The sequence below is a fragment of the Streptomyces sp. SCUT-3 genome (assembly GCF_014083985.1).
Classification (GTDB): domain Bacteria; phylum Actinomycetota; class Actinomycetes; order Streptomycetales; family Streptomycetaceae; genus Streptomyces_H; species Streptomyces_H thermolineatus.
On the sequence record NZ_CP046907.1, the window covers coordinates 2,785,267 to 2,799,596 of the forward strand.

6 protein-coding genes and 1 pseudogene are annotated in these 14,330 nt (G+C 76.4%); 5 read left to right on the forward strand and 2 right to left on the reverse strand.

Annotation, left to right across the window (positions count from 1 at the left end; all coding sequences use genetic code 11):
* Positions 1 to 21: 21 nt before the first annotated feature.
* The 3 genes and pseudogenes from GQS52_RS27750 to GQS52_RS12270 all read left to right on the forward strand — a co-directional run.
* Positions 22 to 3,113 (forward strand): annotated as a pseudogene (locus GQS52_RS27750) (amino acid adenylation domain-containing protein); the annotation flags it as partial.
* Between the two features lie 3 nt (positions 3,114 to 3,116).
* On the forward strand, positions 3,117 to 8,423 hold the full coding sequence (locus tag GQS52_RS12265) for an amino acid adenylation domain-containing protein (RefSeq protein WP_346268273.1): 5,307 nt from the start codon (positions 3,117 to 3,119) through the stop codon (positions 8,421 to 8,423).
* A 76-nt stretch (positions 8,424 to 8,499) separates the two neighbouring features.
* Complete coding sequence (locus tag GQS52_RS12270) at positions 8,500 to 8,709, forward strand: MbtH family protein (RefSeq protein ID WP_182313492.1); 210 nt, start codon at positions 8,500 to 8,502, stop codon at positions 8,707 to 8,709.
* Between the two features lie 106 nt (positions 8,710 to 8,815).
* On the opposite strand, the gene GQS52_RS12275 is transcribed toward GQS52_RS12270, so the two are convergent.
* Both GQS52_RS12275 and GQS52_RS12280 read right to left on the reverse strand, forming a co-directional pair.
* Positions 8,816 to 11,506 (reverse strand): ABC transporter permease, encoded by a 2,691-nt coding sequence (locus GQS52_RS12275; RefSeq protein WP_182313493.1) that lies wholly within the window; start codon positions 11,504 to 11,506, stop codon positions 8,816 to 8,818.
* A 3-nt stretch (positions 11,507 to 11,509) separates the two neighbouring features.
* On the reverse strand, positions 11,510 to 12,220 hold the full coding sequence (locus tag GQS52_RS12280) for an ABC transporter ATP-binding protein (RefSeq protein WP_182313495.1): 711 nt from the start codon (positions 12,218 to 12,220) through the stop codon (positions 11,510 to 11,512).
* 199 nt (positions 12,221 to 12,419) lie between these two features.
* Between GQS52_RS12280 and GQS52_RS12285 the strand changes: the two genes are divergently transcribed.
* On the forward strand, positions 12,420 to 13,673 hold the full coding sequence (locus tag GQS52_RS12285; RefSeq protein ID WP_182313497.1) for a sensor histidine kinase: 1,254 nt from the start codon (positions 12,420 to 12,422) through the stop codon (positions 13,671 to 13,673).
* Complete coding sequence (locus GQS52_RS12290) at positions 13,661 to 14,305, forward strand: response regulator transcription factor (protein ID WP_182313499.1); 645 nt, start codon at positions 13,661 to 13,663, stop codon at positions 14,303 to 14,305. The genes GQS52_RS12285 and GQS52_RS12290 overlap by 13 nt, the downstream gene beginning before the upstream one ends.
* Positions 14,306 to 14,330: the final 25 nt, after the last annotated feature.

The window sequence follows — 14,330 nt, forward strand, 5'->3', positions numbered from 1 at the left end:
AAGGCCAGGCTGCGCGAGGAGATGCGGCGCAGGCTGGCCCAGAGGCAGCTCAGACAGGACCGCGACCGGATCGTGCCCGTCCCCCGGCCCGGGCACGGGGACGGGGGCGGGGACGGCGGGGAGGTGAGCGGGGACGCAGGGCTGCCCCTGTCGTTCTCCCAGCAGCGGCTGTGGTTCCTCGACCGGGTCGAGCGCGGGCGGGCGGACTACAACTCCGGCTTCTGCCTGGACCTGCGCGGCGGGTTGGACGCCGGGGCGCTGCGCCGGGCGTTCGCCGCGCTCGTCCACCGGCACGAGGTGCTGCGCACCTCCTTCCGCGAGGTCGACGGGCGGGGCGTGCAGGTGGTGCACGGGACCGACCGGGCCGCGGCGGACGTGGACTTCGAGGAGTCCGCCGCGCCGCCAGGCGGCGAGGAGGCCCTGGCCGACGCCGTGCAGCGGTGCTACGCACAGCCGTTCGACCTCGAGCAGGGCCGGCTGCTGCGGGTGCGCCTGTTCCGGGCCGCCGGGACGCCGGCGGACGAGGTCCCGGCGGGTGACGCTCCGGCGGACGGGCCGCGGCACGTGCTGCTGGTGGTGATGCACCACATCGTCACCGACGGCTGGTCCACGGGCGTGCTGCGCTCCGAGCTGGACCGGCTGTACCGGGCGGCCGTCGCCGACCCCGGGGCGGGGCCCGCCCGGCTGCCGGGGGCCGCCGGCCTGGACGTGCTGCGGGTGCAGTACGCGGACTACGCGGTGTGGCAGCGGGGCCGGGCGGACGGGCCCGGGTACGAGCGGTCTCTGGCGTACTGGCGGGAGCGGCTGGCCGGTGCCGGGCCGCTGGAGTTCCCCACCGACCGGCCGCGTCCGCCGGTGCGGGGCACCGCCGGCGCGTCCCACCGGTTCCGCGTCCCGGCGCAGGCCGCGGCGGCGGCGCGGGAGGCCGCGGAGGCGGGCGGCGCGAACCTGTTCATGGTCCTGGTGGCCGGGGTGCAGCTGCTGCTGTCGCGCTGGACGGGCTCCTCCGACGTGGTGGTGGGCACCGTGGTCGCGGGCCGGGACGATCCGCAGCTGCGCGACCTGGTCGGGTTCTTCGTCAACACCGTGGCGCTGCGCGGGCGGGTCGACGAGCGGGAGTCGTTCGGCGGGCTCCTCGCCGGCGTCAGGGACGGCGTGCTGGCCGACTTCGACCACGCCCACGTGCCGTTCGACTCGGTGGTGGACGCGGTGCTGGACGAGCGGGACCCGGCCGTCCCTCCCCTGGTGCAGGCCACGGTGGTGCTGCAGAACGTCGACAGCGGGCAGGGCGCCTCCCTCGGCGGCCTGGAGGCGCGGGACTTCCCGCTGCGCCGCGAGCACTCGGTGTTCGACCTGACCTTCGAGTTCCACGAGGACGCCGACGGCATCGACGCCGCGATCGAGTACAGCACCGAGATCTTCGACGCCACGACGGTGGCCGCCCTGGCCGAGCGGCTGTGCCGCGTCCTGGCCTCGGCGGCCGACCCCCGGCCGCTGCGGGCGCTCGACCCGCTCACCCCCTCCGACCGGGCCCTCGTCGCGGCGGGCCGAACGGCCTCGGGCACGGCGGACGTTGCGGCGGACGTTGCGGCGGGCGACCCGGACTGCGGTGCGGGCGGCCCGGGCGGCGGCCCCGCCGAGGAGGTTCCGCTTCCCCGGACCCTGACCGCGCTGTTCGCCGAGCAGGTCGCCCTGCGGCCGGACGCCGTCGCCGCGGTGTCCGCCGACGAGCGGCTGAGCTTCGCCGAACTCGACGACCGCGCCGGGCGGTTCGCCGCCGTCCTGCTCTCGCGGGGCCTGCGCCGCGGCGAGTACGTGGGGGTCTGCACGGAGCGCGGCACCGACCAGGTGGCCGCGCTGCTGGGCATCGTGCGGGCCGGCGGGGTCTACCTGCCGCTGGACCCCGCCTATCCGGCCGACCGGCTGGAGTACATGGTCCGCGACTCGGGCGTGCGCACGGTCGTCGTCGAGGGGCCGGGGCAGGACGGCGGCACGGGCGGCACGGGCGGCACGGGCGGCCCCACGGCAGGCGGAACCGGCGCGGACGGCCTGCCGGAGGGCGTGGAGCGGATCCCGCTGGGCCTGCTGCGGGAGGAGGCCGCGCGCTGCGGGCCGGCCGACGCCCCCTTCCCCGTCCGCGTCGACGACGCCGCCTACGTCATCTACACCTCCGGCTCCACCGGCCGCCCCAAGGGTGTGGTGGTCACCCACCGCGGCGTGGCCGCCCTGGCCGCGACGCAGGGCGGCCGCCTGGGCGTGTCGGAGGGCAGCCGGGTGCTGCAGTTCGCCTCGCCCAGCTTCGACGCGGCGGTCGCCGAGCTGGCCGTGGCGCTGCTCAACGGCGGCACCTCGGTGGTGCTGCCGCGCGAGCGGCTGCGCGGCCACGGGCTGGTGACCGCGCTGCGCGAGTACGGGATCACGCACGTGACGCTGCCCCCGGCCCTGCTGTCGGGGCTGTCCCCGCAGGACCTGGATCCGGTGTCCGTGCTGATGGTGGCGGGCGAGGCCTGCCCGGGGAGCTGGTGGAGGCGTTCTCCGCGGGGCGCCGCATGCACAACGGGTACGGGCCCACCGAGACCACCGTGTGCGCCTCGATGAGCGGCCCGCTGTCCGGGGGCGGCGTCCCGCCGATCGGCACGCCGGTGGCCGGCACCCGCTGCCACGTGCTGGACCGCTGGCTGCGGCCGGTCGGGCCCGGCGTGCCCGGGGAGCTGTACATCGCGGGCGACGGGCTGGCGCGCGGCTACCGGAACCGTCCCGGGCCGACGGCGGAACGGTTCGTCGCCGATCCGTTCGGGCCGCCCGGGTCGCGGATGTACCGCTCGGGGGACGTGGTGCGGTTGCGCGCCGACGGGCAGCTGGAGTTCGTCGGCCGGGCGGACGGCCAGGTGAAGATCCGCGGCCACCGGATCGAGCCGGGCGAGGTCGAGTCCGTGCTGCTGCGGCTGCCCGGTGTGTCGGGCGCCGTGGTGGACGTGGTGCGGGCGCCGGGCGCGGGGGGCGCCGGGGCCGGCGGCGGGGAACGCCGGCTGGTGGCCCACGTGGTGCCCTCGGAGCCCGGGGCCGCGTCCCCGGCGGTGCTGCGGGAGCAAGCGGCCGGGCTGCTGCCCGACTACATGGTCCCGGCGGCCTTCTGCCTGCTGGAGTCGATCCCGTTGACCGCCAACGGCAAGGTCGACCGGGCGGCGCTGCCCGCCGTCGACTGGGCGGGCCAGTCGGACGCGGGGCACGTGGCGCCGCGCACCCCCGACGAGGAGGCGCTCGCCGCCGTCTGGGCCGACCTGCTGGGCCTGGACCCGGCCCGGGTGGGGGTGCACGACAACTTCTTCCGGGTCGGCGGGGACTCGATCGGCGGCATCCGGCTCGTCTCCCGGGTGGCGGACGCACTGGGCGTGCGGCTTCCGCCGCGCGTCCTGTTCGACCGTCCGACGGTCGCCGGGCTCGCCGCCGCCGTGGACGCCGCCCGCGCCGCCACCGGCACGGACACCGGTGCGGACGCCGGTGCTGCCACCGGTGCGGACACCGGTGCGTCCGGGGCCGTCCGGGACGCCGCGTCCGGCGGCGGCACCGGCGGGCCGGGCGCGGACCGCATCCCGCGGGCCCCGCGCGGCAGCGACCTGCCGCTGTCGTACGCGCAGCGACGGCTGTGGTTCCTGGACGAGTTCGAGCCGGGCGGTGCCGAGTACAACTCCGGCGGCGCCCTGCGGATGACCGGGCCGCTGGACGTGCCCGCACTGGAGGCGGCCCTCGGGGCGCTGGTGCACCGGCACGAGTCGCTGCGGACCGTCTTCGCCTCCCGGGACGGCCGGCCCGTCCAGGTGGTGCAGGATCCGGGCCCGGTGCGGCTGCCCGTGACCGACCTCACCGGCCGGCCGGAGGAGCTGGACCGGGTGCTCGGCGAGGAGGTGCGGCGGCCGTTCCCGCTCCGGGAGGGCCCGCTGCTGCGGTTGCTGCTGGCCCGCCTGGCCGAGGACGACCACGTGCTCCTGCTGTGCATGCACCACATCGTCACGGACGCCTGGTCGATGTCGGTCCTGGTCCGCGAGCTCGGCGCCCTGTACTCGGCGGCGCTGCGCCGGGAGGACACCGGCCCCGAAGGTGCCGAAGGCGCCGCCGGTGCCGCGGACCCCGCCGGGCTGGCCCGTCTCGCCGGCCTGGGCGAACCGCCCCTGCAGTACGCGGACTTCGCCGTGTGGCAGAACGGGGCGGGGGGCGGTGAGGCGTTCGCCGCCTCCGTGGAGCACTGGCGCGAGCGGCTCGCGGGCGCGGCGCCGCTGGAGCTGCCCACCGACCGGCCGCGCCCGCCGGTGCGCGGCACCGCCGGCGCCGTGCACCGCTTCGAGGTGGACGCGGCGGTCCTCGGCGGGCTGCACCGGCTCGGCCGCGAGCACGGCACCACGCTGTTCATGACGCTGACCGCCGCCGTGCAGCTGCTGCTGTCGCGGTGGACGGGGCAGGACGATGTCGTCGTCGGCACCGTCACCTCCGGGCGGGAGCGCACGGAGCTGGAGGACGTCGTCGGGTTCTTCGTCAACACGCTGGCGCTGCGCACGCGCGTCGACGAGTCGGCGACGGTCGGCGGGCTGCTCGCGGCGGTGCGGGAGACCGTCCTGGACGCCTTCGGCCACGCCCACGTGCCCTTCGACAAGGTGGTGGAGGCGGTGGCGCCCGAGCGCGACCCCTCCCGGCCCACCCTGGTGCAGGCCGTGGTGTCGCTGCAGAACGCCCCCGAGTCGGCGCCGGTCCTCGACGGGCTGCGGGTGGAGGACCACCCGCTGTCCCGCGAGCACTCGCTGTTCGACCTCAGCCTGGACTTCGGCGAGTCCGGCGGGCGGCTGCTCGGCGCGCTCGAGTACGACACCGCCCTGTTCGAGCCGGAGACCGTCGCCCGCCTGGCCGGCCGGCTGACCGCCCTGCTGGAGCTGATGGCGGAGCACCCCGGCCGTCCGATCAGGGAGCTGGACCCGCTCGCCGGTGACCCCCTGCCCGTTCCGGAGGCCGCCGGGCCGGCCCTGCCCGCGGACGCCGTCCGGGTGCCGGAACGGCTGACCCGGGTGGCGGCCGAACACCCGGACCGGCCGGCGCTGACCGCCGGGGAGGTCACCGTCTCCTTCGGCGAGCTGGAGGCGCGGGTCAACCGGCTGGCCCGGCTGCTCGCCGCCTCCGGCACCGGGCCGGGCGACCGCGTCGCCCTGCTCCTGCCCCGCACGGACGACGCGGTGGTGGCGGTGTTCGCCGTGCTGCGCGCCGGGGCCGCGTACGTGCCCCTGGACCCGTCCCACCCCGCCGGGCGGATCCGCACCGTCGTCGGGCAGGCGCGGCCGCGGGCGGTCCTGGCGCTGGAGTCCGCCGAGCAGGACCTGCGGGACCTCCTCGGCCCCGGCACGGAGGTCGTCGCGCTCGACGGCGCGGCGACCCTCGCCCGGCTCGCCGCCCTGGACGCCTCCCCCCTGCGCGACGAGGAGCGCACCGCGCCGACGGCCGACGCCGACCCGGCCTACGTGATGTACACCTCCGGGTCCACCGGCACCCCCAAGGGCGTGGTGGTCGACCACCGCAACCTGCGGGCCATGGCGGAGGGCTACCGCGCCACGGTGCTGGAGCCCCTGGGTGCGGGCGGCGGCGCGGGTGGCTGCGGTGTGTCCGGCAGTACGTCCGGCGGCGGTGCGTCCGGCGGCGGGCAGCTGACCGCGGCGCACATCGCCGCCTGGACCTTCGACGCCTCCTGGGACCCCCTGGTGTGGCTGCTGGACGGCCACCACCTGCACGTGATCGACGAACGCACCCGGCTGGACGCCGAGGAGCTGTGCCGCTACCTGCACGACCACCGCGTCGACTACTTCGACACCACCCCCTCCTACCTCACCCAGCTGGTCGCGGCCGGTCTGCTGGGCGAGGGACGTCACCGGCAGCGGGTGATCACGGTGGGCGCGGAGCCCCTGGACGGGGCGCTGGCCGCCCGGCTGCGGGACGCCGGGGTGTGCAGCCACAACTTCTACGGCCCCACCGAGAACACCGTGAACAGCCTGTGCTGGACGGTCCGGGAGTCGGACCGCCCGCTGGTCGGCCGGCCCGTGCCGGGCGTGCGGGCCCGGGTGCTGGACGCCTGGCTGCGGCCCGTGCCGGTCGGCGTGCACGGCGAGCTGTACCTGGGCGGCGAGTGCGTCGCCCGGGGGTACTCGGGACGGCCGGACCTGACGGCGGAACGGTTCGTCGCCGACCCGTACGGCCCGCCCGGGTCCCGCGCGTACCGCACCGGCGACGTGGTGCGCTGGACCGCGGGCGGGGAGCTGGAGTTCGTGGGCCGGGCCGACGACCAGGTCAAGGTGCGGGGCTTCCGGATCGAGCCGGGCGAGGTCGAGGCCGTGCTGTGCCGGGTGCCGGGCGTCCGGCAGGCCGCGGTCGTGGTCCGTGAGGACCGGCCGGGCGTCAGGCGCCTGGTGGCCTACGTGGTCGGCGGTCCGTCCGGCGGTGACGGCTCGCCCGGTGACGGCCCGTCCGGCGGTGACGCCCCGAACGGCGGTGACGGACCGTCCGGCGGTGCCGCCGAGGCCGGGGAGGGCCCCTCCCTCCCGGACGCCCGCGCCGTGCGGGCCGCGGCGGCCGAGGCCCTGCCGGAGTACATGGTCCCGGCCGCGGTGGTCCCCCTCGCGGAGCTGCCGCTGACCGCGAACGGGAAGCTGGACCGCCGGGCCCTGCCGCAGCCGGCCCACGACGACCTCGCCGGCGCCGCGTACGTGCCCCCGCGCACCCCCACCGAGCAGCTGCTCGCCGGGATCTGGGCCGGGCTGCTGGGCGTGGACCGGGTCGGCGTCGAGGACAACTTCTTCGACCTCGGCGGCGACTCGGTCCTGAGCATCCAGCTGGTCTCCCGGGCCCGCCGGGCCGGCCTGGCCCTGTCCTCGAAGGACGTGTTCGTGCGGCAGACCGTCGCCGGCCTGGCCGCGGCCCTGGACGAGGCCGCGGCCGCGGGCGGCGACGGCCCGGCGGGCCCGGCCGGTGCGGGGCCGGGCGGGATCCCCGCCGAGCAGGGTCCCGTCAGCGGCGAGGTGGTGCTCACCCCGGTCCAGCGGTGGTTCCTCGACACCCACCCCGCGGCCCCCGGGCACTTCGACATGTCGCTGCTGGCGGAGCTCGCGCCGGAGGCCGATCCGGGCCTGCTGGAGCCCGCCGTGGCCGCCGTGCTGGACCGGCACGACATGCTGCGGCTGCGCGTCGAGCGCCGGGAGGACGGCGGGTGGGTGCAGCGGATCGTGCCCGAGGAGGACGTGCGGCGGGTGCTGCGCCGTGTCGACGCCTCCTCCGCCCCCACCGGCGCCGGCCTGGAGCGGCTGGTCGCCGGGGAGGCGCGGCGGGTCCGGCCGGAGCGGCGGCTCGCCGAGGGGCCGCTGTTCGAGACCGTGGTGTTCGACCGGGGCGCGGCCGGGCCGCCGCTCGTGCTGTTCGGCGCGCACCACATGGTGGTGGACGCGGTGTCCTGGCGGGTGCTGCTGGAGGACGTCGCGACGGCGTACCGGCAGCTGGCCGAGGGGAAGCCGGCCGACCTGGGGGTGAAGTCGACCTCGTTCCGGCAGTGGGCCGCCCGGCTGGCGGAGTTCACCCGGCAGGGCGGTTTCGACGAGGAGGCCGGGTACTGGGCCTCCGTGGCGGCCGACGCGGTCACGGAGGTCCCCCTGGACACCCCGGGCGGGAGCAACACGGTCGCCTCCCAGGACGTGGTGTCCTCCGCGCTGTCCGCCGAGGACACCCGGCTGCTGCTGCACCGGGTCCCGGGCGCCTTCCGCAGCCGGATCAACGACGTGCTGCTGGCCGCGCTGGGCCGGGTGCTCCACGGCTGGGCCGGGACCTCCCGGGTGCTGGTGGAGCTGGAGGGGCACGGCCGGGAGGAACTGTTCGACGACGTCGACCTGTCCCGGACGGTGGGGTGGTTCACCACCGTCCACCCGCTCGTGCTCGACGTGCCCGCCGACGGCGACTGGCGGCGGGCCGTCTCCGCGGTCAGGCGGCAGCTGCGGCAGGTGCCGCGCAACGGCATCGGCTTCGGCGCCCTGCGGTACCTCGGGGGCGAGGACCGCGCCGCCGCCCTGCGCGACCTGCCGCCCGCGCCGGTCTCCTTCAACTACCTGGGCCGGTTCGGCGGCGGCACCGGCAACGGCACCGGCGACGGCGGCGACGGGGACGGCTTCCTCCGCCGGCTCCTGGACTCCCCCGGCGGCGACCACGCGCCGGAGGAGCTGCGCACCAACCTGATCGACGTCACCGGCAGCGTCGCCGGCGACCGGATGGAGTTCTCCTGGACCTACTCGACCGCACTGCACCACCGTGGGACCGTCCAGCGGCTGGCGGACGGGTTCTCCGCCGCGCTGCGGGAGATCGCCCGCGCCGCGGAAACCGGCGCCCGCCCCCGCCGGGACGCCCGCTGACCACCCGTCCGGCCGCCGGCCGCACGGACCCCGCACGGCCCGAGACCCCCGCACGACCCGAGAGAGGAAGAGACCGATGACCAACCCGTTCGAGCACGAGGACGCCACCTACCTGGTCCTGGTGAACGAGGAGGGCCAGCACTCGCTGTGGCCGTCCTTCGCCGAGGTCCCGGCCGGCTGGGAGGTGGCGCTGGGGGAGACGTCCCGGGCCGAGGCCGTGGCGTACGTCGACAGCCACTGGACCGACATGCGTCCCAGGAGCCTGGCCGCGGCCATGGACTCCTGACCGCCCGGACCGGACCGCGGCCCCGTCCGGGAGCCGTCGCGGAACGGCGGGAGGGGGGACCGGCAGCGATGGGCTGCCGGTCCCCCCTCCCGCCGTCCGGGACGGTCTACTCGCGGACGCCGATGGCGTCGACGGGGCGGGTGCGCAGGGCCAGGCGGACCGGCAGCATCACCGACAGGACGGCCAGCAGCACGGTGACCGTCACCACCGCCCCGTACACCAGGGGCGGGCCGGCCGGCAGCGGTGTGCCCAGGAAGCCCAGGTTGAGCAGGGCCAGCGGCACCGCGGCGACCGCGGTGCCGAGCAGCACGGCGACCGCGCACAGCAGCACCGCCTCCCACCGCAGGGTGCGCAGCACCTGGCGGCGGGTCATCCCGACCAGCCGCATCAGGGCGAACTCGCGCGAGCGGCCCGCGGTGGCGACGACCAGGGTGTTGACCACGGCGACGGCGACGTAGCCGAGGATCATGCCCAGTCCGGCCAGGTTGATCCAGGCTGCGCGCACCGACTCCGCCCGGACCCCGGTGGAGAACCCGTCGTGGCCGAGCACCGAGAGGGTGGGGTACTTCCCGGCCAGGGCGCGCAGGGAGGACTCCACCTCGTCCCGGTCGGCCCCGGGCCGGGCCCTGACGAGGAGCTGCTCGGGCGCCCCGGCGCCGGTGTGCCCCTCCAGCAGCTCCTGGGGGACCGTCATCTCGCCGAAGGCGGAGCTGCGTTCGTAGGTGGCGACGAGCCGCACCGGTGCGGGGGTGCCGTCGCCGAGGTAGAGCTCGAGCTCGTCCCCGACGCCGAGGCCGAGGAGCTTCGCCTGGGAGTGCTCCATGGCCGCGGTCCTGCCCCGCAGGCCGGCCGTGCTGCCCTCCACGACCCCGAGGTCGACGGTCGCGTCGAGGGGGCCGGCGGAGACTCCGCGCGTGGGGAAGCCCGCGAGTTCGCGGTCCTCCAGCAGCGTGAACGCCAGGAAGGTCTTGGTGGTGGTCACGGCGGTGACGGCGGCCACGCCCGGCACCGCCCGCACGTCCCGCACGACCCGGGGCGCGAGGCCGCCCGCACCCCCGCCGGCCAGGACCCAGTCGGCCTTCAGCCCCTGCTCGACCTGGACCTCGGCGGCCGAGGCCAGGGTGGTCTGGGTGTGGACGAGGGTCACCGTGAAGCCGACGGCCAGGACCAGCGGCATCACCGCGGAGCTCATCCTGCGCAGCGCGGCCGTGCTGTTGGCGACCGCCAGGAAGCCGCTGACCCGCATCGCGCGCAGCGGCGCGCCGACGACCCGCACCAGCACCCGCACCACGGCGGGCCCCAGCAGCGTCAGGCCGACGACGCACAGCAGCGCCCCTCCGCCGGTGCCGGCCGACCCCACCTCGCTGCGCACCACCAGCGGCACCGCGGCGGCGCCGAGGCCGAGGAGCAGGCAGAGCACGCCCAGGGCGGCCCGCCAGCCGGGCAGTGAGGGGCGTTCGACGGCGGCTTCGCCCATCGCGTCCACGGGGTTGATCCGGGCGGGGCGGTGGGCGGCGACGAGGCCCGCGGCCACCGCGGTGAGGGCGGTCAGCACGACCGCCCCCAGCAGGGGCAGCGGCCCGGTGCTCAGGGGCAGGTCGGCGGGGACGACACCGAGCCGGGCGAAGAGCCGGCGCAGCACCTCGGCCAGAGCCGCGCCCGGCAGGCAGCCCAGCACGCCGGCGACGAGGGCGACGAGCAGGGACTCGGCCGCGACGAGGCCGAGGATCTGCTGCGGGGTGGAGCCGATGGCCCGCAGGACGGCGAACTCGCGGCGCCGCTGGCCGACGGACAGGGCCAGGGTGCCCGCGACCACGAACACGGCGACGAGCAGCGCGGTGCCGCCGAAGGAGGCGGCGACGGCCAGCAGCAGGCCCTGGGAGGCGTCGACGTCGGGGAACTCCAGGCGCGCGATGTCCGTGCCGGTGCGGACGGTCACTCCCGCGCCGTCCGTACCGCCCGCGCCGTCCGTGTCCCGCCCGGAGGCCGACGCCGCGTCGCCGGCGGCCCGTTCGACGGCCTCGGCGAGGTCGTCCGGGTCGGTTCCCTCGCGGGCCAGGACGCCGACGGCGTCGAACCGGTCGGGGACGGCGGACAGCCGGGCGGCCTCGTCCGGGGTGAAGAACACCGCCCGCTGCCGCTCCGGGGGCCCGCCGGAGGCCAGGACGGCGGTGCCGGAGACCCGGTAGACGGCGGGCACCGACGCGGTGGCGATCCGCACCTCGTCGCCGGCCCGCACCCCGGCGGCGCGGGCCGCCCCGGTGTCGAGGACCACCTCGGAGTCCGTCCGCGGGGCCCGGCCGTCGGCCAGTTCGAAGGGGGCGAGCCGGGCCGACTCCCAGCCGTGGCCGAAGGCCTGCCGCGTCCCGCCGGCACCGGCGCCGGTGTCACCGCCACTGCCACTACCACTACCACTACCACTGCCGCTGCCGGTGTCACCGCCACCGCCACTGCCGCCCTCGGGGCCGAGGACGGTGACGGGGAAGCTGCGGTCGCCGACCACGGAGGCGACCCCGGGGACGGAGGCCACCGCCTCCAGCACGTCCCGGGAGAGCCGGGCGCGTTCGGGCAGGGGTTCGGCGACGGTGAAGTCACCGCCGGGTATGCGCAGGATCTGGTCGCCGCCGACCACCACCGCGGCCGCGGCGTAGCGTTCGGGCCGCACGGTGGTGCGCAGGCCGGACTCGACGAGGATCCCGGAGGCGGCGATCACCGCCGTGCCGCAGAACAGCGCGACGAACGCGCCGAGGAAGGCGGCCTTGCGGGCCCTCAGGGTCTTCCGGGCGATCTCGAACACGGCTCACCGGTCCCCGAGGCGGGCCATGCGCTCGGCGACCGCTTCCGCCGTGGGCCGGTCCAGCCGTTCCACGAGGAGGCCGTCGGCGAGGAAGAGCACGCTCTGCGCGGAGGCGGCGGCGACCGGGTCGTGGGTGACCATCAGGACGGTCTGCCCCATGTCGCGGACCACCTCGCGGAAGAGCTCCAGCACCTGCGCGCCGGTGCGCGAGTCCAGGGCGCCGGTCGGCTCGTCGGCCATGATCATGTCGGGGCGGTTGACCATGGCTCGGGCGATCGCCACGCGCTGCTGCTGGCCCCCGGAGAGTTCGGCAGGCCGCCGGTCCAGGAGTCCGGCGATGCCCACGCGCCCGGTCACCAGGTCGAACCAGGCCCGGTCGACCGGGGTGCCCGCGAGCCGCAGCGGCATGGTGACGTTGTCCCGCACGGTCAGCGCCTGGAGCAGGTTGTAGGCCTGGAAGACGAAGCCGACGCGGTCGCGGCGCAGCCGGGTCAGGGCCGCCTCGCGCATTCCGCTCAGTTCGGTGCCACCGAGCCGGACGGTGCCGCCGGTGGGGCGGTCCAGACCGGCCGCGCAGTGCAGGAAGGTGCTCTTGCCCGAACCGGAGGGGCCCATTACCGCAGTGAAGGACCCCTTCGCAAGCTCTACGGAAATACCCCTCAGTGCTTGCACACGGCTTTCTCCCGAACCATAGTCCTTGACTACCCGCTCCATGACGAGTGCGGGGCCGGGAGCACCGCCGGAACGTAATTGCCCGACCGGCCCGGAAACAAATCCTGTTTTACTCTCCACGGCACCACCCGGACACGGAAAACCACCTCTCCAAAATGTCGCCGACAAACTACCACGGCGTCACAGAAGGACACAACGAACACACTGAGCGTCACCGGGAGCGTAAAGGACCCTGCGGAACATGCGCGCTGCAGAAGTTCTCCGATCCGGTCCGGGCATTCTTCGCAGGACTTTTCTGAGCACGCGGAGAAATCTCGATTACCTGCGCGGCGCCGCCGGTTCCGCGATATTTTCCTGGACCCTCGTGGTGGGCCTTTCCTTCGCCGTACCGCTCTGCGTGGTGGGAATCGGGATCCCCCTGCTGTCGAAGGTGGTCCGGGCGGCGCGCACGTCGTCCTCGCGGGACCTGGAGCGCAGCCGCCTGCTGACCGGGGGCGGCGGCCCCGGCGCGACGACGGAGCGTGCCGACGCGCTGCGGCGGAGAGCGGCGCCGGCGTCCCAGGACATCGGCTGGACCGCGGTGAACGCCACGGCCGGGCTGCTGGCCGGGGCGGTGGTGTTCGTCCCGGTCGTCGCGGTCGTGTCCTGCCTGACGGTCCCCCTGTGGTGGTGGGCACTGCCCGACCCCATGGTTCCCAATCCGGCCCTGTACCCGGTGGACAGCTGGCCCGTCGCCCTGGTCACCCCGCTGGCCGCGGTCCCGTACCTGGCGCTGCTGGCCTTCCTGGCCCCCCGTGCGGCCGCCTTCCACGCCCGCCTGGCGGAGCGGGTGCTCGCCGGTGACGGCCGGGCCGCGCTGGCCGCCCGGCTCGCCGAGGTCACCGCCTCCCGGGCCGAGGCGCTGGAGGCGCACGCCGCGGAGCTGCGCAGGATCGAACGGGCCCTGCACGACGGCACCCAGAACCGGCTGGTGGCCGTGCGCCTGCACCTGGGGATCGCCGAGCGGCTGCTGGAGGGCGACCCGGCGAAGGCCCGCAGGATCGTCGAGGTCGCCCAGCTGGCGTCCGAGGAGGCCCTGGCCGACCTGCGGGACGTCGTGCGCAGCATCTACCCCCCGGTCCTCTCCGACCGGGGGCTGGCCGGCGCGGTGACGGCGCTGACCGCCCGCTGCCCCGTGCCGTGCACCCTGCGGGTCGGGGAACTGGAACGCGCCCCGGCCGCGGTGGAGGTGGCCGCCTACTTCGCCGTCTCCGAGGCGCTCACCAACGCGGCCAAGCACAGCGGCGCCACCCGGGTGGAGGTCTCCCTGCGCACCGACGGGCGGGCCCTGCACGCCACCGTGTCCGACGACGGGCGGGGCGGGGCGGCGGAGGAGCACGGGAGCGGGATCGCCGGCATCCGGCAGCGGGTGGCGGCCTTCGACGGCACGACCGAGGTGACCAGCCCGCCGGGCGGTCCGACGACCATCAGGGTGGAGCTGCCGTGCGCGTTCTGATCGTCGAGGACAACGCCCTGCTGCGGGAGGGCCTGGTGCTGCTCCTGGAGACGGAGGGCATCGAGGTGCTCGCCGCGGTGGACGAAGCCCGCGGGCTCCCCCGGCTGGTCTCCGCCCTGCGGCCGGACGCCGTCGTCCTCGACGTGCGCCTGCCGCCCGCCTTCCGCGACGAGGGACTGCGCGCCGCGGTCGAACTGCGGCGCGCACGGCCCGGGTTCCCCGTCCTGGTGCTCTCCGCGCACGTCGAGGACAACTACGCCACCGAGCTGCTGGGCGACGACGCCAGCGGCGTCGGCTACCTGCTCAAGGACCGCGTGGGCAACGTCGCCGAGTTCACCTCCGCGCTGCGCCGGGTCGTCTCCGGCGGCACGGTGATGGACCCGGAGGTGATCTCCCAGCTGCTGGGCCGCCAGAGCGCCCGGGACCCGGTCGGCAGGCTCACCTCGCGCGAGCGGGCCGTGCTCGGCCTGATGGCCGAGGGGCGCGACAACGGCGAGATCTGCGCGCTGCTCGGACTGTCGGCCCCGGCGGTGAGCAAGCACATCGGCAACATCTTCACCAAGCTGGGGCTGCCTCCCTCGGGAGCCGGGCACCGCCGCGTCCTGGCCGTGCTGGCCTTCCTCAACCAGTGAGCCCCGCGGCCGGCGGGGCCCGCCG